The following is a 24,231-nucleotide window of genomic DNA, read 5'->3' as shown; positions in this document are numbered from 1 at the left end:
GCGCCTGCGGACGGTTTATTGCCCTTAGCGGCCTTCCAGTATCTGCTTCAGCGAGACCTTGGCCGAACCCGGTTTGAGCGGTTTCTGCTGCGAGGCGTCGGGCGCCCAGCCGGACATCCAGACGATCGAGAAACTTGCCCTCACGCGACCGTCGGGGTCGGAAAACCGTTCGGCGTAGATTTCAGCCGCCCTGGCGAACAGCCTGCGAGCGCCGGGCCGCCGGCTGCGATCGGCGAGCGCGCTGGTTTCGCCCATGGCGCGCAGGTCCGCCATCAGGCTGAACAGGCTGGCATAGCGCACCGTCACCGTCTCGACGTCGGCGACCGGCAGCGCGAGACCGGCGCGCTGCAGGACCGCGCCGGCATCGCGCACGTCGGTGAACGGGGTGACGCGCGGACTGGCGCCTCCATGGAGCTCGGTCTCGGCCGCGAGCAGGCTTTCGCGCAATTCACCGAGCGTGCCGGCACCCGCGAAGGCGCCGAGAAAAAGCCCGTCCGGCCGCAGCGCGCGGCGGATCTGGATCAGCATGCCGGGGATGTCGTTCATCGCTTGCAGAGACAGAAGGGAAACCGCCAGGTCGAGGCTTTCCGGCTCGAACGGCACGGTTTCCAGCGGCGCGATCAAGCCGGCAGCGCCATTCAGGAAGGCGGCGTCCGTCTCGACGCGGACAATGTCCGCTACCTTGCCGCTTTCGCCAAGCACGTTGGCCGCCGCCGCCGTCTGGCAAAACAGCACCGCCGCCTTGCCGAACTTGCGCTCGACGGCCCCCAGCCGATCGGCAAGATCCTCAGCGGCACGGTTCATCAGGAAGTCCGCGCCGTTAACCGGATCGGCGAGCGCGCGCCGCTTGTGCGCCAGCCAGAGAGAGGTGTCCATTATAGGCTGCAATGGGCGGATCCTTGTTTGTCCAGGCTCTGATATAGTTGATATAGTGGCGCCGAGGACCAACCACGTGGCCGATCGGATGCCCAAGATCAAGCCCATCGCGATCAGCAACTTCGCCCGATCGGCGCTCGCATGGCCGGCGCGCATCCTGTTTCCGCCGGTCTGTGCCGGCTGCCGCCGGCATGTCTCGCAGCCCGGCGTGCTGTGCGGCTCCTGCTGGCCGAAGCTGCGGCTCCTGGAACGGCCATGGTGCCCGGTGATGGGCACGCCGTTCACCCACAATATGGGCGAGGGCTTTCTGTCGGCCGAGGCGATTGCCGATCCGCCACCCTTCGAGCGGGCGCGAGCCGCGGTGGCGTATTCCGGCGTCGCCCGCCAGATGGTGCAAGGGCTGAAATATCAGGACCGCACGGATCTCGCGCCATGGATGGCGCGCTGGATGGTGCGCGCAGGCGCGGATCTCATCGCCGAGGCGGATGTGGTGGTGCCGGTGCCGCTGCACTGGCGGCGCTTCTTCCGGCGGCGGTTCAACCAGTCGGCGGAACTGGCAAGGGCGGTCTCCGTGCTCAGCGATCTGCCCTTCGCCCCCTCGGCGGTGCGGCGCGTGAAGCTCACCCGCCAGCAGGTCGGCTTGGAGCGAAAGGAACGCGAGGAGAATGTGCGAGCCGCCTTTCGGGTGCCTGCCGAGGCGGAAATCGAGATTGCCGGCCGCAGGGTGCTTCTGATCGACGATGTCTACACCACGGGCGCCACCGTCCGTGCCGCCACCAAGGCACTTAAAAAGGGTGGCGCCGGCGCTGTCGACGTGCTGACCTTCGCACGTGTGTTGCCGGGGGACTTCCGGGCGGACGAGTCCGCGACTATATAAGTCGGCAACGAACAATGGAAATTCGTCATGGTCGACGTCACGATCTACACCCGCATGATGTGCGGCTATTGCACGGCAGCCAAGCGGCTGCTCGAGCGCAAGGGCGTCGCTTATACCGAGCACGACGCTTCCTTCTCGCCGGAGCTGCGCCAGGAGATGATTTCCCGCGCTCATGGCCGCTCGACCTTTCCGCAGATATTCATCGGCGACACGCATGTCGGCGGCTGCGACGACCTCCACGAGCTGGAGGCCGAGGGCCAGCTGGACAGACTGCTCGCCAACGGCGCCACGATTTGAGGAATATGACGATGGGTGTTTTCAAGGCTGCTGCGATCCAGATGCGTTCAGGCGAGAGCCCCGAGCGCAACGCGATCGATCTCGAACGGCTGGTGCGCGAAGCGGCGGCTCAAGGTGCGGCCTACATCCAGACGCCGGAGATGACCGGGGCGCTGATCCGCGACAGGCAAGCGCGCGCCGCCTCCTTCACCTCCGAGGACAAGGACATCATTGTGTCAACCGCGCGCGGACTGGCGAGCGAGCTCGGCGTCTTCCTGCATATCGGCTCGACCGCCATCCTGCGCGCCGACGGCAAGCTCGCCAACCGGGCGCTGCTGTTTGGCCCGGACGGCGCCACGCTCGCCACCTATGACAAGATCCACATGTTCGACGTCGATCTCGACAATGGCGAGTCGTGGCGCGAATCCGCCGCCTATGAGCCGGGGACGGAGGCCGTGGTGACCGGGATCGCAGGCGCGAAACTGGGTTTCGCGGTCTGCTACGACCTGCGCTTCCCGCAATTGTTCCGCGCCGAGGCGCTGGCCGGCGCCGATTTGCTCTCCGTGCCCGCCGCCTTCACCCGTCAGACGGGCGAGGCGCACTGGCATGTGCTGCTCAGGGCGCGCGCCATCGAAAACGGCGCCTATGTCGTCGCCGCCGCGCAAGGTGGCCTGCATGAGGACGGCCGCGAGACCTATGGCCATTCGCTGATCGTCGATCCGTGGGGCCGCATCATCGCCGAAGCCGCGCATGACGAGCCTGCGGTGATCGTCGCCGAGATCGACCCGGCGCAGTCGCTTGCGGCGCGCAGGAAGATCCCCAACTTGAAAAATGCGCGGGATTTCGCCGTCAATGCCGGTTCGTCCGAGGCTCCACGACTCAGGGGTGCGGCATCTTGATACGCTTCGCCCTGATCTGCGAGCATGAGCACCAGTTCGAAGGCTGGTTTCGCAGCAACGACGATTTCGACACCCAGAAGAAACGTGGCTTCGTCGATTGCCCGACCTGCGGCTCGCACAAGGTGCAGAAAGCGCTGATGGCGCCGGCCGTCTCCACGGCGCGCAAGCAGGAGACGATAGCGCTCGCCATGGGCGAAGCGCAGAAGCAGGCCCTGGCGCAGCTCAAGGCGATGGCCGAGAAGGTGCGCGAGAACGCCGACTATGTCGGCGACAAGTTTGCCGAGGAAGCGCGCAAGATCCATTTCGGTGAAAGCGATGCGCGCGGCATCTATGGCGAGGCGACGCTGGAGGAGGCCAAGAGCCTGGCCGAGGATGGTGTCGAGTTCATGCCGATCCCGGTGTTTCCGGACGACCGCAACTGACCGGTCAGGTCACGCTTCCGATCAATTTCTCCAGCAGACGAGAAAGCGTTTCCCGTTCGGCCTGAGTCAGGCCGGACAGGACCTGATGCTCGTTGGCCACATGGGCGGCAACAGCCTCGTCGATCAGGGCAAGACCCTTTTCGGTCAGCCGCACGACAATGCCGCGCCGATCGTTGGGGTGCGGGCCGCGCAGGATCAATCCGGACGTTTCGAGCCGGTCGAGCCGGTTGGTCATGGCGCCCGACGTCACCATCGTCGCTTCGTAAAGAGCGGTTGGCGTCAGCGCGTAGGGTGATCCGGAGCGACGCAGCGTCGCCAGCACATCGAATTCCCCGGACTGCAATCCATAACGCGCAAACAGCGGCGCGAGGCGTTCGCGGGCGATCAGGGACGCGGCCTCGTTCAGCCGTCCAAGCACGGCCATCGGCGAGACATCCAGATCAGGCCGCTCCCGTTTCCATTGCTCGATCGCTCTTGCTGCCCTGTCCAAACTGTCTCACCATCATATATCTTGACGCTAAGATTCTTTCTATTATCTTACCGCAAGATGCAATGCTGGCCAAGGGCCGTGCACGACGGGGCTCGATCATGAAATTTCTCTGGGATTCGGCGCTCGGCCTGCTGGTCGTCACCGGCGGCCTGCTCGGCCTGACGCTGCCGTTCGGCAAGCTCGCCACGGCTGCCGGCGTTCCGGCCATGGTCTGGGCTTTCGTCATCTCGCTCGGCGCCGGCGGCGTGCTGCTGTGCTCTTTGCTGCTGCGCGGCCAGCGCATCCAGCTCACCGCGCACAAATTGCGCTACTTCTTCGTCACCGCGGCTGTGTCCGATGCCGTCCCCAATCTCATGATGTTCTCGGCCATATCGCATCTTGGCGCCGGCTACACCGGCATCATGTTCACGCTGTCGCCGGTGATCACGCTGGTGTTCTCGATCCTGCTGCGTGTCCGGCGCCCTAACATGCTGGGCATCGTCGGCATCGCCGTCGGCTTTATCGGCGCCGTCATGGTGGCGGTGACTCGCGGCGAGGCCGGTCAGCCGGCCGAGCTGTACTGGGTGGCGATGGGCCTGCTCATTCCGGTCAGCCTTGCCGCCGGCAACATCTACCGCACGGTCGACTGGCCGGAAGGCACCGGCCCGATCGAGCTTGCCGTCGGCAGCCATCTGGCATCGGCAGCGCTGCTGCTGGCCGGTATTCTCGCCTTGCTGGGCGTGGGGGCCTTCGCTCCGTCTGGCGGGGTGCCGCTGGTGGTCGTCGCGCAGGTCGCGTCGGCATCGGCGATGTTCGCCTTCTTCTTCCGGCTGCAAGCGGTCGGCGGCCCGGTCTACCTCAGCCAGATCGGTTATGTGGCCGCAGCCGTCGGCTTGTTTGCCGGCACCATCTTCCTCGGCGAGCATTATCAGTTGCTGACCTGGGCGGGCGCGGTCATCGTCACTGGCGGCGTGTTCATCACCACCATGGCGCAAAGTCAGAAGGCATAGGACATCCGATGCCTGCATGGATACAGGGTCAGACCGATCCCTTTTCCGCCAGCACCATGTAGTTGACGTCCATGTCCTTCGACCGCGTCCACCGGTCGGCAAGCGGGTTGTAGGTGACGCCGGTGCGGTCAATGATGGTCAGGCCGGCCCCGCCGAGCGCCTTTTCGAGCTCTTCCGGGCGCACCAGCTTGCCGAATTGATGTGTGCCGCGCGGCAGCCAGCGCAGCACATATTCGGCGCCAATGATGGCAAGGCCCAGCGCCTTCAGCGTGCGGTTGATGGTGGCCACGAACATGATGCCGCCGGGCTGAACCATCTCGCCGCACTTGGCGACGAACAGATCGATGTCGGCGACATGCTCGACCACTTCCATGTTGAGGATGACGTCGAATTTCTCGCCGGCGTCGGCCAGGTCCTCGGCCGTGGTGGCGCGATAGTCGATGCTCACATTGCCCTCGGCCGCGTGCAGCTTCGCCACTTCGATGTTTGTTTCGGAGGCATCCGCTCCCACCACCTCGGCGCCAAGCCGCGCCATCGGCTCGCACAAAAGGCCGCCGCCGCAGCCGATATCGAGGATGCGCAGGCCCTCGAAGGGCCGTGCCGCGCGTGGATCACGGCCGAAGCGCGTCGCTACCTGGTCGCGGATATAGGAGAGCCGGACCGGGTTGAACTTGTGCAGCGGACGGAACTTGCCGTTCGGGTTCCACCATTCGGCGGCAAGGGCGGAAAAGCGTTCCACTTCTCCGGCATCGATCGTCGATCGTCGGGGCTCTGGCATCGGTTGGTCTCCTCAAGCGCTAGGAAGTCGGGCGTGAGGCCGCGAATGTCAAGGCGGCAATTTTGAATGCTGACAAGTGCCAGACCTTAAGTGCTGGCGTCGAGCACTTCGCGCAGCTTGGCCCCGAGTTGCTCGATGGTGAAGGGCTTGGCCAGGAAGTGCACGTCATGGTCGAGCACGCCATTGTGGACCACGGCGTTCCTGGTGAAGCCGGTGGTGAAGATCACCTTCAGCTGCGGCATGCGCTCGATCGCCGCTTCCGCGAGCTTGCGGCCGTTCATCACCGGCATGACGATGTCGGTGAACAGGAGCGCGACAGCGGGGTTTTCCGCCAGCATCTGCAACGCTTCCTGGCCGCTCGCCGTATGGATGACGGTGTAGCCGAGTTCACGCATGGCATCCGTGGTGGAAGCACGCACCCGGGCGTCGTCCTCGACGACGAGGATCGTTTCGGTGACAGGAGCGGCAAGATTGTCGCCTCGCGCCACGGGCCCGGCGGCTTCCTCCGGGCCGAAGAATCGCGGCAGGTAGATCTTGATCGTCGTGCCTTCGCCGGGCTCGGAATAGATCTTGACGTGGCCACCCGACTGTTTGACGAAGCCGAACACCTGGCTCAATCCCAAGCCGGTGCCCTTGTTGACCGGCTTGGTGGTGAAAAACGGCTCGAAGGCCTTGGCCATGACTTCCTGCGACATGCCTGTGCCGGTGTCGCTGACCGCGATCATTACATACTGGCCGGCTGTGACCTCCGCATTGGTGGCGGCGTAGTCATCGTCGAGGTGGCTGTTGGCGGTCTCGATGGTCAGCTTGCCGTCGTCGCCCATGGCGTCGCGCGCGTTGACCGCGAGGTTGAGAATGGCGTTCTCGATCTGGCTCGGGTCGGCGTGGGTCTTCCACAAGCCTCCCGCCAGCACGGTTTCGATGCGGATGGTTTCGCCGAGCGCCCGCCGAAGCAGATCGGACATTCCGGTTACCAGGCGGTTGGTGTCGACGATCTGCGGCGCCAGAGGCTGCTGGCGCGAGAAGGCAAGCAGCCGGGCTGTCAGGTTGGCGGCCCGGGTTGCCGCGTCGGTTGCGGCTTCGATGAATTTCGCGATGTCGTTCTCACCACGCGCCAGCTTGCGCTGGGCAAGGTTCATGGCGCTGATGATCACCGCCAGCATGTTGTTGAAGTCATGGGCGATGCCGCCTGTCAGTTGGCCGACGGCCTCCATCTTCTGCATCTGGCGAATCTGGGATTCAGCCTTTTCGCGCGTTCGGATTTCATTGCCGAGCGCGATGTTCTTGTGCATCAGCTCCTCCTGGGCAACGGCCACCTCGCGGAAGCGGCACCGGGATTCGCGGATGGTGTAGGCGCCAAGCAGGAAGATCGCCAACAGGGCCGCCAGCGAGCCGATGCGCAGCCAGGCCTCGACCTGGTCGGTATGCTCGTCGCGGGCGGCGATGGTGGCGGCGCCGATACGCCGGATCGCGTCCATGCTGGCCCGGATCTCGTCCATGGCGGCCTTGCCCTGGCCGGCGCGCACCAGCTCCAGCGCCTTCGTTGCATTGCCCTGGTCGTACAGGGCAATCGTCTCTGCCAGTTCCGCCTGCTTTTGCGAAAGCGCCTCTTTGATATGGCTGACCTGCAGGGTGCGTTCATCGTCGGGAGCAGTCATGCCGTCGATGCGGGCAAGTTGCCCCGGGATAGGCTCGACGGCCTGCCGATACGGCTCGAGATAGGATTTCTCGCCGGTCAGCAGGTAACCGCGCTGACCGATTTCCGCATCCTGCGCCAGCGAAAGCAGTCCGGAAAGCGCGTCCTGGTACTCGATTGCCTGGCGGGCTGCAACGCGATTGGCCCTCTGGCTCTCGACGAGCACGGCCCGGGCGCCGACGATCAGCGCCAGCACCGCGAAGCCGATGACGAGCGGCAGTGATTGCCGTCGCATGGCACGCCGAAGACGAGCAATCATCTGTTATGCCGAACCAAAAGGAACTCCCCACAGGCAGCATTTGGTAAGGGGCGCCGCAGCGGAACGCAATATGCCGCCGTCTTGAAGTCGGCAATCCGCCGCCAGCCTTGCGAAACCTTCATCATTTGGCTAAGGAGGCCGCGCATTCAGCGGCCGGCGTCAGCCGGGCGTTCTCTTCCGCTTTCGGCTTCGAGCCGGCTTCAGTCAAAGGCATTTCGCTTCCATGGCGCGCATCGTGATGAAATTCGGCGGGACCTCCGTCGCCGACATCGCCCGCATCCGCAATGTGGCGCGGCACGTCAAACGCGAGGTCGATGCCGGCCATGAGGTGGCGGTCGTCGTTTCGGCGATGGCCGGCAAGACCAATGAACTGGTTGGCTGGACGCGTGAGGCCTCGCCGATGCATGACGCACGCGAATATGACGCGGTCGTCGCTTCCGGCGAGCAGGTCACGGCCGGCCTCCTGGCGATCACCTTGCAGAATATGGGCGTGCATGCGCGTTCCTGGCAGGGCTGGCAGATCCCGATCAAGACCGACAACGCACACGGCGCGGCGCGCATCCTCGACATTGACGGCGCGTTCCTGATCAAGCGTTTCGGCGAGGGCCAGGTGGCGGTGATCGCCGGATTCCAGGGCATCGGCCCGGACAATCGCATCTCCACGCTTGGCCGCGGCGGCTCCGACACCAGCGCCGTGGCCATCGCCGCGGCGGTCAAGGCCGATCGTTGCGACATCTACACCGACGTCGACGGGGTCTACACCACCGATCCGCGCATCGAGCCCAAGGCGCGGCGGCTGGCCAAGATTTCCTTCGAGGAAATGCTTGAAATGGCTTCGCTCGGCGCCAAGGTTCTGCAGGTGCGTTCGGTCGAGCTTGCCATGGTGCACAGGGTGCGTACCTTCGTGCGGTCGTCCTTCGACGATCCCGATGCGCCCGGAATGGGGGATTTGCTCAATCCGCCCGGAACGCTCATTTGCGACGAGGAAGAGATCGTGGAACAGCAGGTCGTCACCGGAATTGCCTATGCCAAGGACGAAGCGCAGATTTCGCTGCGCCGTGTCGGCGACCGGCCGGGCGTCGCCGCCGGTATCTTCGGGCCGCTGGCCGAGGCAAACATCAATGTCGACATGATCGTCCAGAACATTTCCGAGGACGGCAAGTACACCGACATGACCTTTACCGTTCCTTCGGGGGATGTCGACAAGGCGCTTGCCGTGCTCGAACGCCTGAAGGCCTCCATCGGTTATGACGTCGTGCAATCGGAAGCCGGCATGTCCAAGGTCTCGGTCATCGGCATCGGCATGCGCAGCCATGCCGGCGTCGCCGCGACCGCTTTCAAGGCGCTGGCCGACAAGTCGATCAACATCCGCGCCATCACGACGTCCGAGATCAAGATTTCGATCCTTATCGACGGTCCGTACACTGAACTCGCGGTTCGTACTTTGCATTCGGTCTACGGTCTGGATAAGCAGTAGCAAGACTGAATCAGTTGTTGCGTGAGCGCCGGCCGCAGCCGAAACTGCGGCGGGCAAAATGCCCATTGGAGAAGAAGCCGCGATGCGTGATCAGGCCAGTGGCCCGCGCGTTTTGCTGAAACGGCTCCGCGAGCTCATGCAAGAGCCGCTGGAGCCGCAGGAGCGGCTTGACCGCATTGTGCGCGACATCGCCTCCAACATGGTCGCCGAAGTGTGCTCGCTCTACGTGCTGCGCGCCGACTCGGTGCTCGAACTCTACGCCACCGAGGGTCTGAACCCGAACGCCGTCCACCTGGCGCAGTTGCGGCTGGGGCAAGGTCTGGTCGGCACGATCGCTGCAAGCGCGCGGCCGCTCAACCTCTCCAGCGCGCAGGAACACCCGGCCTTCGCCTACCTGCCGGAGACCGGGGAAGAGATCTACAATTCCTTTCTTGGCGTGCCTGTGCTGCGGGCAGGGCGCACGCTCGGCGTGCTGGTCGTGCAGAACAAGACCATGCGCCACTACCGCGACGACGAGGTCGAGGCGCTGGAAACCACGGCGATGGTCATTGCCGAGATGATCGCCACCGGCGATCTGGCGCGGTTGACCCGGCCCGGGCTCGAACTCGATTTGCGCCGCCCGGTCAGCTTCACCGGCCTGTCGTTTAATGAAGGCGTCGGGCTTGGTCACGTCGTGCTGCATGAGCCGCGCATCGTCGTCACCAATCTGTTCAACGAGGACAGCGAGGAAGAGGTTCGGCGGCTCGAAAGCTCGCTCGGCTCGCTCCGGCTCTCCATCGACGACATGCTGGAACGCCGCGACGTCGCCTTCGAAGGCGAGCATCGCCAGGTGCTCGAAGCCTATCGCATGTTCGCCAACGATCGCGGCTGGGTGCGCCGGCTGGAAGAGGCGATCCGCAACGGCCTGACGGCCGAAGCCGCCGTGGAAAAAGTGCAGAGCGACATGCGCGCCCGCATGCTGCACATGACCGACCCCTACCTGCGCGAGCGGATGAGCGATTTCGACGACCTCGCCAACCGCCTGCTGCGCCAGTTGATGGGGCGCGGGCCGGAGGATGTCGCCGCCTCGCTGCCGAAGGACGCCATCATTGTCGCCCGCTCGATGGGGGCCGCCGAACTGCTCGACTATCCCAGGGAGAAGATGCGCGGACTGGTGCTCGAGGATGGTGCCGCCACCAGCCACGTCGTCATCGTCGCGCGCGCCATGGGCATCCCCGTCGCCGGCCAGATGAAGGGCGCCGTTTCCATGGCGGAAAATGGCGACGCCATCATCGTCGACGGCGAAGAGGGTGTGATTCATCTGCGGCCGCAACCCGATCTGGAGGCCGCCTATGCCGAAAAGGTGCGTTTCCGCGCCCGCCGGCAAGAGGTTTACCGCGAGCTGCGCAAAAAGCCGTCGATGACCAAGGACGGGGTCCAGGTCGACCTTCTGATGAATGCAGGGCTTGCCGTCGACCTGCCGCAGCTTGCCGAGGCCGGCGCGGCCGGCATTGGCCTGTTCCGCACGGAACTGCAGTTCATGGTCGCTTCGACGTTTCCCCGCGCCGAGGCCCAGGAGCGGCTCTATCGCGACGTGCTCGACGCGGCGCGCGGCAAGCCGGTCACCTTCCGCACCATCGATATCGGCGGTGACAAGGTGCTGCCCTATTTCAAGGGAGCGATCCAGGAAGAGAACCCGGCGCTCGGCTGGCGCGCGATTCGTCTCACCCTCGACCGGCCGGGGCTGCTGCGCACCCAGATCCGTGCCTTGCTCAAAGCCAGTGGCGGGCGTGAGCTCAAGCTGATGCTGCCGATGGTGACCGAGCTTGGCGAGATTGCCCAGGCGCGCGAGATCATCGACCGCGAGGTGCGGCACCTGTCGCGTTTTGCCCACCACCTGCCGACCAGCCTCAAGCTGGGCGCCATGCTGGAAGTGCCGTCGCTTCTGTTCCAGCTCGATGAATTGATGAAGGCGGTCGACTTCGTTTCGGTCGGTTCGAACGACCTCTTCCAGTTCGTCATGGCCGTCGACCGGGGCAACACACAATTGGCCAACCGCTTCGATACGCTGTCGGCGCCGTTCCTGCGCGTCCTGAAGCAGATCGCCGATGCCGGCGTCCGAAACCACACGCCGGTGACGCTGTGCGGCGAACTCGCCGGCAAGCCGATCTCGGCGATGGCGCTGATCGGTCTCGGTTTTCGCTCGATCTCGATGTCGCCGGCCTCGATCGGCCCCGTCAAGGCGATGCTGACGGAATTGCCGCTGGAGGAGTTGAAGGCGTTCTTCGACGACAATCTGATGGCGCCGGCGCAAGGGCTGCCGATGCGGGCGCTGCTGCAGGCCTTCGCCGACGACCGCTCGATCCCGTTGTAGCGCCCTGATCATGGTCAACCTGCCCCGCGATCGTATGGATCAAGTCGTCAAGCGTTTCGAGATGCTCGAAGCGCAGATGTCGGCCGGGCCGGCGCCGGATGCCTATGTGCGGATGGCGTCGGAATATGCCGAAATCCAGGACATGGTGGCAAAGGTCAGGGCTCTGCGCGCGGCCGAGCATGAGCAGGCCGACCTTGAAGCAATGCTTGCCGACAAGGGCACCGATGCCGAGATGCGAGCCCTGGCGGAGGCCGACCTGCCGGAGGTCGAGGAACGCATCGAGGCGCTGCAGAAGGACATCCAGATCCTGCTGCTGCCCAAGGATGCCGCCGACGACAAGAACGCCATTCTCGAAATCCGCGCCGGCACCGGCGGCGACGAGGCGGCACTCTTCGCCGGCGACCTGTTTCGCATGTATGAGCGCTACGCCGCCGCGCGCGGCTGGCGGTTCGAGACGGTGTCGGCCAGCGACGGCGATGCCGGCGGCTTCAAGGAAATCATCGCCACGGTGTCGGGCAGGGGCGTCTTTGCCCACCTGAAGTTCGAATCCGGCGTGCATCGCGTGCAGCGTGTGCCGGCGACCGAGGCGAGCGGCCGTATCCATACGTCGGCGGCGACAGTGGCCGTGCTGCCGGAAGCGGAAGAAGTCGACATCGACATAAGGGCCGAAGACATCCGCATCGACACGATGCGCGCCTCGGGCTCCGGCGGCCAGCACGTCAACACCACCGATTCGGCCGTCCGCATCACCCATTTGCCGACCGGCATCATGGTGGTGCAGGCGGAAAAATCGCAGCACCAGAACCGCGCGAAGGCCATGCAGATCCTGCGGGCACGACTCTATGACCTGGAGCGTAGCAAGGTTGACGATGAGCGCTCGGAATCGCGCAAGTCGCAGGTCGGCTCGGGCGACCGCTCGGAGCGCATCCGCACCTATAATTTCCCGCAAGGGCGCGTCACCGACCACCGCATAAACCTGACGCTCTACAAACTCGACCGGGTGATGATGGGTGAACTCGACGAGATCATCGACGCGCTGATCGCCGATCATCAGTCGAAGCTGCTTGCCGACATCGGCATCGATGGCTGACAAACTGCCTGAGGCGCTGGGGCCGCTGCTGCGGGAAGCGCGGGCCCGGCTTGCCGCGGCCGCTGTCGATGATCCGGCGCTCGATGCGCGGCTGATCGTCGAACATTTTTCCGGCACGAGCCGCACGCAGGCGATTGCCGATCCGGAACGCAAGGTCGAGGGGAGCGCCATCGCGGCAATCGAAGCCGCCTTGCGGCGACGCGCCGGCGGCGAGCCGGTGCACCGCATCCTGGGCTATCGTGAATTCTATGGTTTGCGCCTGTCGCTGTCGCCGCAAACGCTGGAACCGCGGCCGGATACGGAAACGCTGGTCGAAGCGGTGCTGCCCTTCGTCGAGGCGATTGCGGCGCGGGAGGGCGAATGCCGCATCCTTGATCTCGGCACCGGCACCGGCGCCATTGCGCTGGCGCTGCTCAGCGCCGCGCCGGCCGCGATCGCCACAGGCGTCGACATTGCCGCTGGCGCGCTGGCGACGGCGACCCGCAATGCCAGGCAACTCGGGCTTGGCGGCCGGTTCACGGCGCTCCAGTCCGACTGGTTCGAAAAAGTTTCCGGCCGTTACCATGTAATTGCCGCAAACCCTCCCTATATACCGTCACAAGACATTGGAAATCTGCAGGACGAAGTCCGCGATTTCGACCCGCGCCTAGCCCTTGATGGTGGCGTGGACGGGTTGGCCCCGTACAGAACAATAGCCGCCGAGGCGGCAAGGTTTCTGGAAGCCGAAGGCAGAATCGCGGTCGAGATCGGCCACACGCAGCGCAACGAGGTCAGCGAGATATTCCACGCAGCCGGCTATGCGGCCGCTGGGGTATTTGGCGATCTCGGCGGAAACGACAGGGTTCTTGTCTTTCAACGGGGAAAGCCTTGACGCAGTGCGAAAAAAGCGCTTGGCAATACCGGGGAATGCGGCTAGGGTCGCCTCAACCGGATGAGACGAAGCAGGCAGTGCTCTTAGCGATTCGGTTTCCTTGGAAATAGCTGCCTTCTTGCGCAAACGACGCCCAAGCTTCGTGCGGGAATCGTCCGGCAAGTGATGTAACCGGAACAGGATGGCACGTGGCGCCAACGCAATCGATGCGGGCGAACGCCGGTGAAGAAACGAAGCGGCTGGCTGCATGAGCGCCTCCGTTCGTGAAGAGTTTTTCGAAAATTTCAAAATGAAGAGAGTCGAATGAGGCCACAACAGCAGAACAGGCGCATGCGCGGTCGCAACAATAGTGGCGGCGGCGGTGGCAACAACAATAACAACAACAACCGCAAGGGGCCAAATCCCCTGACGCGCAACTACGAGAGCAACGGCCCGGACGTGAAGATTCGCGGATCGGCTCAGCAGATCGCCGAAAAATATGCCACCCTTGCCCGTGACGCGCAAAGCTCCGGCGACCGGGTCATGGCGGAAAATTATCTCCAGCACGCCGAACACTACAATCGCATCATCGCGGCCGCGCAGGCGCAGATGCCGATCCAGAACGTCCAGCAGAATCGCGACGACTTCGACGATGACGGCGATGAGGATCGTGACGAGTTCGACAATGCCGGCAATAGCGGGAACGCCAATTCCGAGACACAGGTGCCGGCAGTCAGCCATGGCGCCGGTCCGCAGCCGGTCATCGAAGGCATGCCGGCCGAGGTCGCGCTGAACCGCGAAAGCGGCCGCGACACGCGTGACAACAATGGCGGACGCAACAATGGCGGCCGCGACAACAATGGCGGGCGCCATCGCGATCGTCGCCCCAATGGCGGTTATGGCCAGGGGGGCCAGCGCGACTATGGTTCGTCCGTCGAGCAAGGCGGTCAGCAGCAGCGCAATGAGGCTCCGATCCAGGCAGAGGCCGGCTCGCCAACTGAAGCCATTGTGTCCGAACCCGTTGCGGCCGAGGTGACTCCGCTGTTCGAGCACCTGTCACCGGCAGGTCTTGCCGCCCAGGCCGAGCTCAATGAGGCGGCTGCCGAAAGCGCCGCTGCCCGTCGCCCGAGGCGTCCGCGCCGTCCGCGCGTCAATGCCGACCAGGTTGACGGTGGTGGCGACAATGCCGGCGCCGGCGAGGTGGCTGTGGCCCCCGTCGACGGCGGCAACGCTGAACCGGTGATCGTCGACATCGACAACTGATCGAGCGGCTGTTCAAGACATCGAACGGCGGGGAGAAATCCCCGCCGTTTTTGTTTTGTGCAGCGGCGGAATATTATGCGTTGACCAATATCAAAGCGTCTTGAGACAGCATGGCCTATGCACCATATCTCGGCTGAACAGGATCCGGCTCGAATGGGCGGGTCCGTCACCGCAATCTGATCCGGTGCCGCAAAGCGGGCCGGTGATGGAAGGAGACAGATATGAACCTTGAGAAATATTCCGAGCGCGTGCGCGGTTTCATCCAGTCCGCGCAGACCATGGCGCTCTCGCGCAACCACCAGCAATTCACCCCCGAACACATACTGAAAGTTCTCGTCGATGATGACGAGGGCTTGGCCGCGTCGCTGATCGAGCGCGCCGGCGGCAGCGTCCGCGACGTCAAGCTTGGCGTCGAGGCGGCACTCGAGGCGATGCCCAGGGTCGAAGGGGGCAATGGCCAGCTCTATCTGGCGCAGCCGCTGGCCAAGGTGTTTTCGACGGCGGAGGAACTGGCAAAGAAGGCCGGCGACAGCTTTGTCACGGTCGAGCGGCTGCTGCAGGCGCTCGCCATGGAGAAATCGGCCAAGACAGCCGAGATCCTGTCCAAGGCCGGCGTCACCGCGCAGGCGCTGAACCAGGTCATCAACGACCTCCGCAAGGGCCGCACCGCCGATTCGGCGAGCGCCGAGCAGGGCTATGACGCGTTGAAGAAATATGCGCGTGACCTGACCGCGGATGCCCGTGCCGGCAAGCTCGATCCGGTCATTGGCCGTGACGACGAGATCCGCCGCACCATCCAGGTGCTGTCGCGCCGCACCAAGAACAATCCGGTGCTGATCGGCGAGCCGGGCGTCGGCAAGACGGCGATCGCCGAAGGCCTGGCGCTGCGCATCGTCAACGGCGACGTGCCGGAATCGCTGAAGGACAAGCAGCTGATGGCGCTCGACATGGGCGCGCTGATCGCCGGCGCCAAATATCGCGGCGAGTTCGAGGAGCGGTTGAAGGCCGTGCTTTCGGAAGTCACCTCTGCCGCTGGCGGGATCATCCTGTTCATAGACGAGATGCACACGCTGGTCGGCGCCGGCAAGGCGGATGGCGCCATGGATGCGTCGAACCTCCTGAAGCCGGCGCTGGCGCGCGGTGAGCTGCATTGCGTCGGCGCGACCACGCTGGACGAGTACCGCAAGCATGTCGAGAAGGATCCGGCCCTTGCCCGCCGTTTCCAGCCCGTGTTCGTCGAAGAGCCGACGGTGGAAGACACGGTCTCGATCCTGCGCGGCCTGAAGGAGAAATATGAGCAGCACCACAAGGTGCGTATCTCCGATTCGGCGCTGGTGGCGGCGGCGACGTTGTCCAACCGCTACATTGCCGACCGCTTCCTGCCGGACAAGGCGATCGACCTGGTCGACGAAGCCGCCTCGCGGCTGCGCATGCAGGTCGATTCCAAGCCCGAGGCGCTGGACGAAATCGATCGCCGCATCATGCAGCTCAAGATCGAGCGCGAGGCGCTGAAGGTCGAGACGGATGACGCGTCGAAGGACCGGCTCGCCCGCCTGGAAAAGGAACTCGTCGGCCTCGAGGAAGAATCGACCGAGATCACCGCGAAGTGGCAGGCGGAGAAGCAGAAGCTCGGACTGGCGGCTGATCTCAAGAAGCAGCTCGACGAGGCGCGCAACGACCTCGCCATTGCCCAGCGCAAGGGTGAATTCCAGCGCGCCGGCGAGCTTGCCTATGGCAAGATCCCGGAGCTGGAAAAGAAGCTCAAGGACGCCGAAGCCCAGGACGGCAAGGTCGGCATGGTCGAAGAGGTGGTCACCCCCGACCACGTCGCCCATATCGTCTCGCGCTGGACCGGTATTCCGGTCGACAAGATGTTGCAGGGCGAGCGCGACAAGCTGTTGCGCATGGAAGACGAGATCGGCAAGCGCGTCGTCGGCCAGGGCGAGGCGGTGCAAGCCGTCTCGAAAGCCGTGCGCCGGGCGCGTGCCGGCCTGCAGGATCCGAACCGGCCGATCGGCTCGTTCATGTTCCTCGGACCGACGGGCGTCGGCAAGACCGAGCTGACCAAGGCCTTGGCCAGCTTCCTGTTCGACGACGAGAGCGCCATGGTGCGCATCGACATGTCGGAGTTCATGGAGAAGCACTCGGTCTCGCGGTTGATCGGCGCGCCTCCCGGCTATGTCGGTTACGAGGAAGGCGGCGCGCTGACCGAGGCCGTGCGGCGCCGGCCCTATCAGGTCGTGCTGTTCGACGAGATCGAGAAGGCGCATCCGGACGTGTTCAACGTGCTGCTGCAAGTGCTCGATGACGGTCGCCTGACCGACGGGCAGGGCCGTACCGTCGATTTCCGCAACACGCTGATCATCATGACGTCGAATCTCGGCGCTGAATATCTGGTCAGTCTTGGCGAGGACCAGGATGTCGACCAGGTTCGCGACGAGGTGATGAACGTCGTCAAGGCTTCGTTCCGGCCGGAGTTCCTCAACCGCGTCGACGAGGTGATCCTGTTCCACAGGCTGCGCCGGCAGGATATGGGCCGCATCGTCGAGATCCAGCTCAAGCGGCTGGAAAGCCTGCTTGTCGACCGCAAGATCACGCTCGGCCTCGACCAGGAGGCGATCGACTGGCTGGCGGCCAAGGGTTACGACCCGGCCTACGGCGCGCGGCCATTGAAGCGGGTGATGCAGAAGGAACTGCAGGATCCGCTGGCGGAGAAGATCCTGCTTGGCGACATCCTCGATGGCTCGACCGTCAAGGTGACGGCCGGCTCCGACCGGCTGAACTTCCGCTCCAAGCCGACGATAGTCGCGGCCGAGGCGGCTGCCTGATACAACGCCGCGCGTCCATCCAGGACGCGCGGCGTTTTCATATGAATGACGAGGGCAGGGATGACGCTGGACGACTACAACAGCTTCTGCGCCTCGCTGCCTTCGACGAACCATGTCGTCCAATGGGGCGGCGCCCATGTCTGGAAGGTCGGGGCCAAGGTCTTTGCGATCGGCGGCTGGGATCAAGGACAGCAGCTCTTCGTCACCTTCAAATGCTCCGACATTGCCTATGATGTGCTCAAGGAGCTACCGGAACTGCGGCCGGCGCCCTATCTTGCCTCGCGCGGCATGACATGGATCCAGCGTCGGACAAGCCAGAGCGTGGATGATGCTGCGCTGAAGGACTATCTGCGCGAGAGCCATCGCCTGGTTGTCCTCAAGCTGACGAAGCAGGCGCGCAAGGAACTGGGGCTTGCCGCGCGCTAGCCGACATTCATCGAGGCGCCGGAAAACCGCCATCTTCATGCCCGGTTCATGTTGGAACCATATGCTGGGTAACTGGTTTGTTGGCGAAGGGTTCGCCTCACAGGGACACTGCCGGGCGGCGGCAATTACGGACCGGAGAGTTTGGCCACCATGTTGCGGACGATCTTCACCCTCTCGGCGCTCGCCGCCGGGATACTTTCTTCAAGTGCAATGGCCGCGCCGACCGACGATACCTCGCCACGGGCTGTTCGCACTGCTGCCGCCGGCGGCATCCTTGTCGCCCAGGACGGCAATCTGGACATCTATTACGACGCCAGGGGAAACCGCGTCATTGTCGATGCCGATACCGGCAAGGTGATCGCCATCCAGCCGCCGCAGACCCGGCTCGACCGTCGCGCGCTGCGCCGTGAGACAAGGCTGCGCGAGCTTGGTCGCGTCCCCGCCGAAGACGACCGCTACTATCTCGACGATCCGGAAGATATGGCGCGGTTCCGCCGCAAGCAGTTGCAAGAGGAAGGCCGGGTCATCGCGCCGCCGGCCGACGAATACGATCCCAATAGTGACAATTCCGTGGAAGCCTACCCGCCGGCGCCTCAGGACGACGGCAACTACGACAACAATTATCCCGAGGCACCGCAGCCGGCAGAGCCGCGCACCGTCAAGCGTCAGCCGCTCAACGAGGCATCGATAGAACCTGTCCAGCCGAGAGCGCCCGCCGAACAGGCCGTGCCTGCCGATCAGGCGGCACTGCCACCAAAGGCTGGCGACAAGACCACTGTCGGGCCGTCGCTTTCGCTCGGAGCGCGCCAGGATGTCGCCGCGCTTCAGGTGCTGCTCGACCGGGGCGGCGCTTCGCCTGGCGTCATCGATGGGCGATTCGGTTCGAATGTCGACAAGGCGCTCGCCGCCTACAACGAAATCACTGGCAGCAATCTGCGATCGACCGATGCGGTCGGAATCCAGGGAGCACTTGCACAATCCGGCGGCGATGCCTTCGCCAACTATACCATCACACCGGAAGATGCGGCCGGCCCCTATGTCGCCTCGATCCCGGAAGACTACAGTCAGAAGGCACAGCTCGACCGCATGGGCTACACTTCGGTGACCGAAGCACTCGCCGAGCGCTTCCACATGGACGAGAACTATCTCAAGGCGCTCAACCCGGACGCCAACTTCAATCGTCCTGGCACGATCATCAAGGTCGCCAATTTCGGCAGGCTGGTCTCGACACCGGTCGCGCGCATCGTCGCCGACAAGGGCAAGAAAGAGGTTTTCGCCTATGATGCGGGGGGCAAGCTGGTCGCGGCCTATCCCGCGACCATCGGTTCGTCGGATACGCCGTCACCGTCCGGCACGCACACGGTGTCGCGCGTCGCGCTCGATCCGAACTACACCTACAACCCCAACATCAATTTCAAGCAGGGCCAGAACGACAAGATTCTGACCATTCCGCCGGGTCCCAACGGCCCGGTCGGATCGGTCTGGATCGCGCTCGACAAGCCGACCTACGGCATCCACGGCACACCGGACCCGTCGAAGATCGGCAAGACCGAAAGCCATGGCTGCGTGCGCCTGACCAATTGGGATGCGCGAGAACTCGCCAAGCTCGTCTCGCCGGGTGTCACCGTTGAGTTTATCGGCGGACCCTCAGCCGATGATCTTGCGCAGCAGTGAATTCCGAAGTGCGGCGGCATAGACCAACTGCACGACCAGGATGAAGCCGACGCTGAGCAAGGGACTGATAAGTGAGAGTGCGGCGCCGATTGCCCACAGGAATTGCGCCTTGACGATGCGCAGGTAGACCGTGCGTCGCGTTTCCGCGTCGACACCCTCCGCCAGAAAGCCGTTTTTCTCCGCATAGCGCCAACTGGCGAACAGGGTGACGCCGAGCATCAGCAGGTTGAGCCAATAGACGAGCACCGCGGTTCTGAATTCGAGGAAGTCCGCCAACAAGTCGGTTGAGAACGGCAGCAAGGCGATGAAAGCGAGAAAGCAGAGGTTCAGCGTGGCGAGCCGTCTGTCGGATTTCGCGATCAGCCCATGCTGTGCCTGCTGGCCGAACCAGAAAATGGTCAGCGTCAGGAAGCTCAAGGCATAGGTCAGGAAGCGTGGCGCAAGTGCCGCGATCGCGGCAAGCAGATCGCGTTCCGAATGGATCGTCTCATGCGCCGGCACCCTGAACTCGAGCACGATCAGTGTGAGTGCGATGGCGAACACCCCGTCGGTGATGCCGACGACGCGGCCGCGTCCCTCCGCCGATGCCTCGAGTGGACGCTTCATCGATTGCTCTCCAGCTGCGGCTCCCGGGAAAACTTACCATGACCGCCGCCGTTTGCACCCGGATAGGTGCCAACCCGGCAAGACGGCCGGTCCGAGAGTGAGACTGGTTTCAATGACTGCAAGCCGCTGGCCGGTTGTTGCCGGCGCGCCGGAGGTCTAAGCAAGGTTCCATGCATTCACCAAGTGAAGCCGCCGCGGTCCCGCTGGCCAGCCCGGTCACGAACGGTACGTTCTGTCCGCAATCGCAGCGGCGATTCGTGTTGATCGCGGCGATCCTGGCCTCGGCGCTTGGCTTCATCGACGGTTCGATCCTGGCCATCGCCATGCCGGCGATCCGTGTCGACCTCGGCGCCAGCCTTGCCGAGGCGCAATGGATTTCCAATGCCTATGCGTTGACGCTCTCGGCGCTGATCCTTGCCGGCGGCGCCGCCGGCGATCGATTCGGGTTGCGCCGCGCCTTTGTGGCAGGCATCGCGTTGTTCATTGTTGCCTCGCTTGCCTGTGCCTTGGCGCCGAATGCGGCTGTGCTGATCGCGTTTCGCGCCATCCAGGGCATTGGTGCCGCGATCATGGTGCCGGGCAGCCTCGCCATCATCGCCAAGGCCTACCCGAAGAAAGAACGCGGCCGCGCGATAGGCATCTGGGCGGCGGCTTCGGCGCTGACCACGGCACTTGGCCCGGTGCTCGGCGGCCTTGTGCTCTCGGCTTTCGGCGACGGCATCTGGCGGGCGATCTTCGCCATCAACCTGCCGCTCGGCCTCATCTCGATCTATCTTCTCCTGGCCAAAATCCCGGCCGACGCACCGACGGCGAAACGCAGTCTGGATCTCGGCGGTGGCGGGCTCGCGACATCGGCTTTCGGCGCGCTCGCTTACGGGCTGACCTCGATGAGTGCCAGCGGCGAGGGTCATATGTCGGGGCCGAGCATTGCCGCCGGCGCCGTATTGCTGGCTGTCTTCATCTTCTTCGAGCTTCGGCAGCGCGAGCCGATGATCGATCTGTCTCTGTTTCGCATCGGCGCCTTCGCCGGAGCCAATGTCGCAACGTTCTTCCTCTATTTCGCGCTGTCAGCCAATCTTTTCTATCTGCCGATGCTGCTGATCGCCGGCTGGGGATTGAGCACGGCCGAGGTCGGCTTCATCTTCCTGCCCTTGTCGGCATCGATCGCGCTCCTGTCGGGACCGGTCGGCCAGCTGTCGGATCGGATCGGGCCGCGTTTTCCGATTGCCTGCGGCAGCCTTGTCGTGGCTCTCGCCTTCGCCGGACTTGCGTTGCTCACCCATGCCGGCATCCACAATTTCTGGGCGGGAACATTTCCGCTGATGGCGCTGATGGGGCTCGGCATGGCGTTGGTGGTGTCGCCGCTGTCGACCGCGATCATGACGGCGGTGGAAGACAGGGATACGGGTGCTGCATCCGGTATAAACAATGCCGTTTCGCGCATCGGCGGCCTGATCGCGGTGGCGGCGATGGGGTCGCTTGCCGCCTGGGTCTACGCGAATGCACTGGATGGGAATGCGTTGTCCGGCGTCCCTGGCTTCGGCGAGCCGGCACCGGCCGGACTGGCGCCGGCACTCGATGCGGCAAGGCTCGCCGCCAGCGATGCTGCCTTTTCCGCTGTCTCCTCGGTGACAGCGCTGCTTTGCCTGCTTTCGGCTGTCATCGCGTGGACGACCATTTCCGGCGAGCGGCTGCCATGGTTGCGGCGTGCGGAAGATCCGCAAGGCTGAACTTCAACGAATCAGCCGTCGATCCTGGCGCTCGCGACTTTCAGCGAATCGCTGTCTTCCTGCTTCAGCAGGTCGTCGATGCGCTCGCGCTCGCGCTTGAAGGCGACGAGGTCATCGCCTTTCAGCACCTTGCCGACCGGCAGCCGGACGCGCATCGAATCGACCTTGGTGCCGTTGACGATCAGCTCGTAGTGGAGGTGCGGACCGGTGGAGAGACCGGTCTGGCCGAGATAGCCGATGACCTGGCCCTGGCGGACATGAACGCCGGGTTCGATGCCTTTGGCAAAAGCGCTCTGGTGATTGTAGGATGTCTCGTAGCCGTTGGCATGGCGCAGGATGATCTGCTTGCCATAGCCGCCGGCCCAGCCCGCCTTCTCAACGACGCCGTTGCCGGCGGCGATGATCGGCGATCCGATGGGGGCGGCCCAATCGGTGCCTGTGTGCATGCGGACATAGCCGAGGATTGGATGCTTGCGGGCACCAAATCCGGAGGTAAACCTGCCGTTGGGCAGCGGGTTGCGCAGCAGGAACTGCTCGGCGCTCGAGCCGTCCTCGTCGAAATAGTCGGTGCCGCCGTCCTGCATCTGGAAGCGATAGAAGTTGCGCGTCGTGCCGCCGAATGTCGCCGAGACGTAAAGAAGTTCGGAATTGTCCGAGGTCTGGTCGTCGCCATCGGGCTGCGAGAACAGCACTTCGAGGCGGTCGGAGGGGTTGAGGCGGGACTGAAAGTCGACGTCTGATGCCAGCAGCTTGATCAGCCGCTGTGTCATCTTCTTCGACATGCCGTAGGAATAGGCGGTGCGGTAGATCCCGTCATAGATGTTGGGCAGGTTGCCGCGCACCACCACCGGTGCCGACGAATCATCGAACGCCGTCAGCAATTCGGGGTTCGGATCCGGTTCCTGCGCCGGAACATACTGACCGCGATCGTCGAGCGCGATGGTGACGATGTGCTGGGTCCTGTCGTAGACGCTGGTGCGGACGACCTTGGCGGCATCGCCATGCACCTCGAGACCGACACGAAGTACGGTACCGGCCTTGAGCGCCGTCGCGTTGAGCAGCTTGGCGATCGCCTCCGCCATGCCGGTGGCGTCGTCCCCCGTATAGCCCGAATCAGCAAAGGCTTCGGTGATGTCGAGATCCTTGGTGAAGGGGATGATTTCCTCGGCGAAAGCCGGCGCCTGGTCGTCGGCGGCGGCGCGCGGCGCCACCGAGACGTTTTCCGGCACGATCTTGACGTCGTAGGACCCGGCCATGCTCTCGGCAAAGGCTTCGCCAAATCGCTGCGGATCGACATAATGGAGCGAAGCAACCTGGACGGCGCCGTCGCTGAGGTCGGTGCCGGCTTCACGCACCACCTTTTCCACCTCATCGGCGGACAGGTCGTTTTTTTCGTCGAAGGAAGCCGTCTCGATCGGAAAGTCGACCGTCTTCAGGCTCATCTCGCTTTCGACCTTGGCGCCGTAGATCTGGCCGGACGCGGCGGAGGCTGCCGCCGGCTGCGCCGCACCGTCGTCGCTGTCGTCGCCGAACACCTGCATGGGGTCGAAAGGCGGGTAGGCGCGGTTGGTGGTGTGCCCGGCGGCGAGCGCCATCTTGATCTGCACGAAAGGCATGGTGTGGATGACGTCACGGTCGCCGACCTTGGTGACCATCGACACTTCCATGCGGCGGCGGTCCTTGGCCTTGGCGATCTGACGCGGCGCCACCAGCCTTGTCGTCTTGGCTACCTCGCCGGAATCGCCATTGCTGGCCAGGCCGATCAGTTCGGCAATTTCGGGCGGGGTCGCCAGTTGCTGGCGCCCGTCGAGGGCGGCGAACAGCGCCACGCCCATCAGCACGCTCGAGGTCACGCCGGTGAGAAAGGTTCCCGACAGCCAGCGTGCGGAAACCTCACGCCGATCGGGCGGGCCGCTGCGGCCATCCGCGATAAGCGGCGGCTCGTTGCCGAGTTCGGCTATGACATCTTCCGTGTCTGGCATCCAGAAGGGCTGCTTCTTCCCCGGGCGGAACGGCTTGTCGCTTTTGTTGTGGCCATGACATTTGCCTGTCACGGCAGGTGAAGTCAACGAAGCCCCAGGCCCCGGTGGATTTCCCCTCGCGCACTTCTCTTATAGAGCGCTCCACGAAGAGAGGCGATGCACCCCGTCTGCAGAGCGTATCGCGCACTTCCATATAAGGCTCTTAAAGAAGGCACTGCGCGGTTGGCGCCGCACCCTCTTTTGTTGGCCTTGGTGTCGAACGGCAATGCGGCGGCAATAGGGCTCCTTCATGGCCGCCCACCTGCGTTGTCCGCGTTCCGTTGGGGCAGTCGGCTACCAACAAAGTGAGCCCGAAATTTCTGTCGCAAAAAGTTCAAAAACTTCGAATGA

General features: G+C 64.1%; 20 protein-coding genes. 14 read left to right on the top strand and 6 right to left on the bottom strand.

The features are described from left to right. Positions 1–24: 24 nt before the first annotated feature. Positions 25–888, bottom strand: a complete 864-nt coding sequence (locus OOJ09_RS25055; RefSeq protein WP_269907764.1) for a methyltransferase domain-containing protein — start codon at positions 886–888, stop codon at positions 25–27. 64 nt (positions 889–952) lie between these two features. On the opposite strand from OOJ09_RS25055, the gene OOJ09_RS25050 reads away from it, so the two are divergent. The 4 genes from OOJ09_RS25050 to OOJ09_RS25035 are packed head-to-tail and all read left to right on the top strand — an operon-like array spanning position 953 to position 3,350. Further along, positions 953–1,753, top strand: coding sequence for a ComF family protein (locus tag OOJ09_RS25050; protein ID WP_269907763.1), 801 nt, complete (start codon positions 953–955; stop codon positions 1,751–1,753). 27 nt (positions 1,754–1,780) lie between these two features. Then, complete coding sequence (grxC, locus tag OOJ09_RS25045; RefSeq protein ID WP_269907762.1) at positions 1,781–2,050, top strand: glutaredoxin 3; 270 nt, start codon at positions 1,781–1,783, stop codon at positions 2,048–2,050. Between the two features lie 11 nt (positions 2,051–2,061). Continuing rightward, complete coding sequence (locus OOJ09_RS25040) at positions 2,062–2,928, top strand: carbon-nitrogen hydrolase family protein (RefSeq protein ID WP_269907761.1); 867 nt, start codon at positions 2,062–2,064, stop codon at positions 2,926–2,928. Continuing rightward, positions 2,925–3,350: a DUF1178 family protein gene (locus OOJ09_RS25035; RefSeq protein WP_269907760.1), complete on the top strand. Its 426-nt coding sequence runs from the start codon at positions 2,925–2,927 to the stop codon at positions 3,348–3,350. Before OOJ09_RS25040 ends, OOJ09_RS25035 begins: the two co-directional genes overlap by 4 nt. 4 nt (positions 3,351–3,354) lie before the next feature. Here OOJ09_RS25035 and OOJ09_RS25030 read toward each other — a convergent pair whose 3' ends face one another. Continuing rightward, positions 3,355–3,840, bottom strand: a complete 486-nt coding sequence (locus tag OOJ09_RS25030) for a MarR family winged helix-turn-helix transcriptional regulator (RefSeq protein ID WP_269907759.1) — start codon at positions 3,838–3,840, stop codon at positions 3,355–3,357. A 98-nt stretch (positions 3,841–3,938) separates the two neighbouring features. Here OOJ09_RS25030 and OOJ09_RS25025 point away from each other — a divergent pair, with 98 nt between their 5' ends. Then, entirely contained in the window at positions 3,939–4,829 is an 891-nt protein-coding gene (locus OOJ09_RS25025) for a DMT family transporter (RefSeq protein WP_269907758.1), read from the top strand. A gap of 28 nt (positions 4,830–4,857) precedes the next feature. Here the strand turns inward: OOJ09_RS25025 and ubiG are convergent, their stop codons facing one another. Both ubiG and OOJ09_RS25015 read right to left on the bottom strand, forming a co-directional pair. Next, positions 4,858–5,607: a bifunctional 2-polyprenyl-6-hydroxyphenol methylase/3-demethylubiquinol 3-O-methyltransferase UbiG gene (ubiG, locus tag OOJ09_RS25020; RefSeq protein ID WP_269907757.1), complete on the bottom strand. Its 750-nt coding sequence runs from the start codon at positions 5,605–5,607 to the stop codon at positions 4,858–4,860. Between the two features lie 86 nt (positions 5,608–5,693). Continuing rightward, a complete protein-coding gene (locus OOJ09_RS25015; RefSeq protein WP_269907855.1) occupies positions 5,694–7,538 on the bottom strand; it encodes a CHASE3 domain-containing protein in 1,845 nt (614 codons plus the stop codon). Between the two features lie 247 nt (positions 7,539–7,785). On the opposite strand from OOJ09_RS25015, the gene OOJ09_RS25010 reads away from it, so the two are divergent. The 8 genes from OOJ09_RS25010 to OOJ09_RS24975 all read left to right on the top strand — a co-directional run bounded on the left by OOJ09_RS25010 (position 7,786) and on the right by OOJ09_RS24975 (position 19,523). Then, positions 7,786–9,039, top strand: a complete 1,254-nt coding sequence (locus OOJ09_RS25010) for an aspartate kinase (protein ID WP_256751723.1) — start codon at positions 7,786–7,788, stop codon at positions 9,037–9,039. An 82-nt stretch (positions 9,040–9,121) separates the two neighbouring features. Next, positions 9,122–11,392 (top strand): phosphoenolpyruvate--protein phosphotransferase, encoded by a 2,271-nt coding sequence (ptsP, locus tag OOJ09_RS25005; RefSeq protein WP_269907756.1) that lies wholly within the window; start codon positions 9,122–9,124, stop codon positions 11,390–11,392. A 10-nt stretch (positions 11,393–11,402) separates the two neighbouring features. Further along, positions 11,403–12,482 (top strand): peptide chain release factor 1, encoded by a 1,080-nt coding sequence (prfA, locus tag OOJ09_RS25000; protein WP_269907755.1) that lies wholly within the window; start codon positions 11,403–11,405, stop codon positions 12,480–12,482. Beyond that, on the top strand, positions 12,475–13,353 hold the full coding sequence (gene prmC, locus OOJ09_RS24995; protein ID WP_269907754.1) for a peptide chain release factor N(5)-glutamine methyltransferase: 879 nt from the start codon (positions 12,475–12,477) through the stop codon (positions 13,351–13,353). The genes prfA and prmC overlap by 8 nt, the downstream gene beginning before the upstream one ends. Positions 13,354–13,656: 303 nt before the next feature. Then, complete coding sequence (locus OOJ09_RS24990; protein ID WP_269907753.1) at positions 13,657–14,595, top strand: DUF4167 domain-containing protein; 939 nt, start codon at positions 13,657–13,659, stop codon at positions 14,593–14,595. Positions 14,596–14,816: 221 nt separating this feature from the next. Next, positions 14,817–17,423, top strand: a complete 2,607-nt coding sequence (gene clpB / locus OOJ09_RS24985) for an ATP-dependent chaperone ClpB (protein WP_269907752.1) — start codon at positions 14,817–14,819, stop codon at positions 17,421–17,423. A gap of 60 nt (positions 17,424–17,483) precedes the next feature. Then, a complete protein-coding gene (locus tag OOJ09_RS24980; RefSeq protein WP_269907751.1) occupies positions 17,484–17,849 on the top strand; it encodes an MmcQ/YjbR family DNA-binding protein in 366 nt (121 codons plus the stop codon). Positions 17,850–17,999: 150 nt separating this feature from the next. Beyond that, positions 18,000–19,523: a L,D-transpeptidase family protein gene (locus OOJ09_RS24975; protein ID WP_269907750.1), complete on the top strand. Its 1,524-nt coding sequence runs from the start codon at positions 18,000–18,002 to the stop codon at positions 19,521–19,523. Here OOJ09_RS24975 and OOJ09_RS24970 read toward each other — a convergent pair. Beyond that, complete coding sequence (locus OOJ09_RS24970; protein WP_269907749.1) at positions 19,497–20,129, bottom strand: TMEM175 family protein; 633 nt, start codon at positions 20,127–20,129, stop codon at positions 19,497–19,499. The two genes, OOJ09_RS24975 and OOJ09_RS24970, sit on opposite strands and share 27 nt — an antisense overlap. Positions 20,130–20,299: 170 nt before the next feature. Here OOJ09_RS24970 and OOJ09_RS24965 point away from each other — a divergent pair, with 170 nt between their 5' ends. Continuing rightward, entirely contained in the window at positions 20,300–21,859 is a 1,560-nt protein-coding gene (locus OOJ09_RS24965) for an MFS transporter (RefSeq protein WP_269907748.1), read from the top strand. Positions 21,860–21,870: 11 nt separating this feature from the next. On the opposite strand, the gene OOJ09_RS24960 is transcribed toward OOJ09_RS24965, so the two are convergent. Beyond that, positions 21,871–23,841: a M23 family metallopeptidase gene (locus OOJ09_RS24960; protein WP_269907747.1), complete on the bottom strand. Its 1,971-nt coding sequence runs from the start codon at positions 23,839–23,841 to the stop codon at positions 21,871–21,873. Positions 23,842–24,231: the final 390 nt, after the last annotated feature.

It is taken from the genome of Mesorhizobium qingshengii (genome assembly GCF_027563465.1).
Taxonomy (GTDB): domain Bacteria; phylum Pseudomonadota; class Alphaproteobacteria; order Rhizobiales; family Rhizobiaceae; genus Mesorhizobium; species Mesorhizobium qingshengii_A.
The sequence above is the reverse complement of the archived record's forward strand: the minus strand, read 5'-3'. Positions and strand labels throughout refer to the sequence as shown.

Bases quoted from the DNA above. Each gene is read 5' to 3' on its own strand.
- grxC (WP_269907762.1), top strand. From the start codon at position 1,781: ATGGTCGACGTCACGATCTACACCCGCATGATGTGCGGCTATTGCACG.
- OOJ09_RS25040 (WP_269907761.1), top strand. From the start codon at position 2,062: ATGGGTGTTTTCAAGGCTGCTGCGATCCAGATGCGTTCAGGCGAGAGC.
- OOJ09_RS25025 (WP_269907758.1), top strand. From the start codon at position 3,939: ATGAAATTTCTCTGGGATTCGGCGCTCGGCCTGCTGGTCGTCACCGGC.
- ubiG (WP_269907757.1), bottom strand. From the start codon at position 5,607: ATGCCAGAGCCCCGACGATCGACGATCGATGCCGGAGAAGTGGAACGC.
- OOJ09_RS25015 (WP_269907855.1), bottom strand. From the start codon at position 7,538: ATGCGACGGCAATCACTGCCGCTCGTCATCGGCTTCGCGGTGCTGGCG.
- OOJ09_RS25010 (WP_256751723.1), top strand. From the start codon at position 7,786: ATGGCGCGCATCGTGATGAAATTCGGCGGGACCTCCGTCGCCGACATC.
- ptsP (WP_269907756.1), top strand. From the start codon at position 9,122: ATGCGTGATCAGGCCAGTGGCCCGCGCGTTTTGCTGAAACGGCTCCGC.
- prfA (WP_269907755.1), top strand. From the start codon at position 11,403: ATGGTCAACCTGCCCCGCGATCGTATGGATCAAGTCGTCAAGCGTTTC.
- prmC (WP_269907754.1), top strand. From the start codon at position 12,475: ATGGCTGACAAACTGCCTGAGGCGCTGGGGCCGCTGCTGCGGGAAGCG.
- OOJ09_RS24990 (WP_269907753.1), top strand. From the start codon at position 13,657: ATGAGGCCACAACAGCAGAACAGGCGCATGCGCGGTCGCAACAATAGT.
- clpB (WP_269907752.1), top strand. From the start codon at position 14,817: ATGAACCTTGAGAAATATTCCGAGCGCGTGCGCGGTTTCATCCAGTCC.
- OOJ09_RS24980 (WP_269907751.1), top strand. From the start codon at position 17,484: ATGACGCTGGACGACTACAACAGCTTCTGCGCCTCGCTGCCTTCGACG.
- OOJ09_RS24975 (WP_269907750.1), top strand. From the start codon at position 18,000: ATGTTGCGGACGATCTTCACCCTCTCGGCGCTCGCCGCCGGGATACTT.
- OOJ09_RS24970 (WP_269907749.1), bottom strand. From the start codon at position 20,129: ATGAAGCGTCCACTCGAGGCATCGGCGGAGGGACGCGGCCGCGTCGTC.
- OOJ09_RS24965 (WP_269907748.1), top strand. From the start codon at position 20,300: ATGCATTCACCAAGTGAAGCCGCCGCGGTCCCGCTGGCCAGCCCGGTC.
- OOJ09_RS24960 (WP_269907747.1), bottom strand. From the start codon at position 23,841: ATGCCAGACACGGAAGATGTCATAGCCGAACTCGGCAACGAGCCGCCG.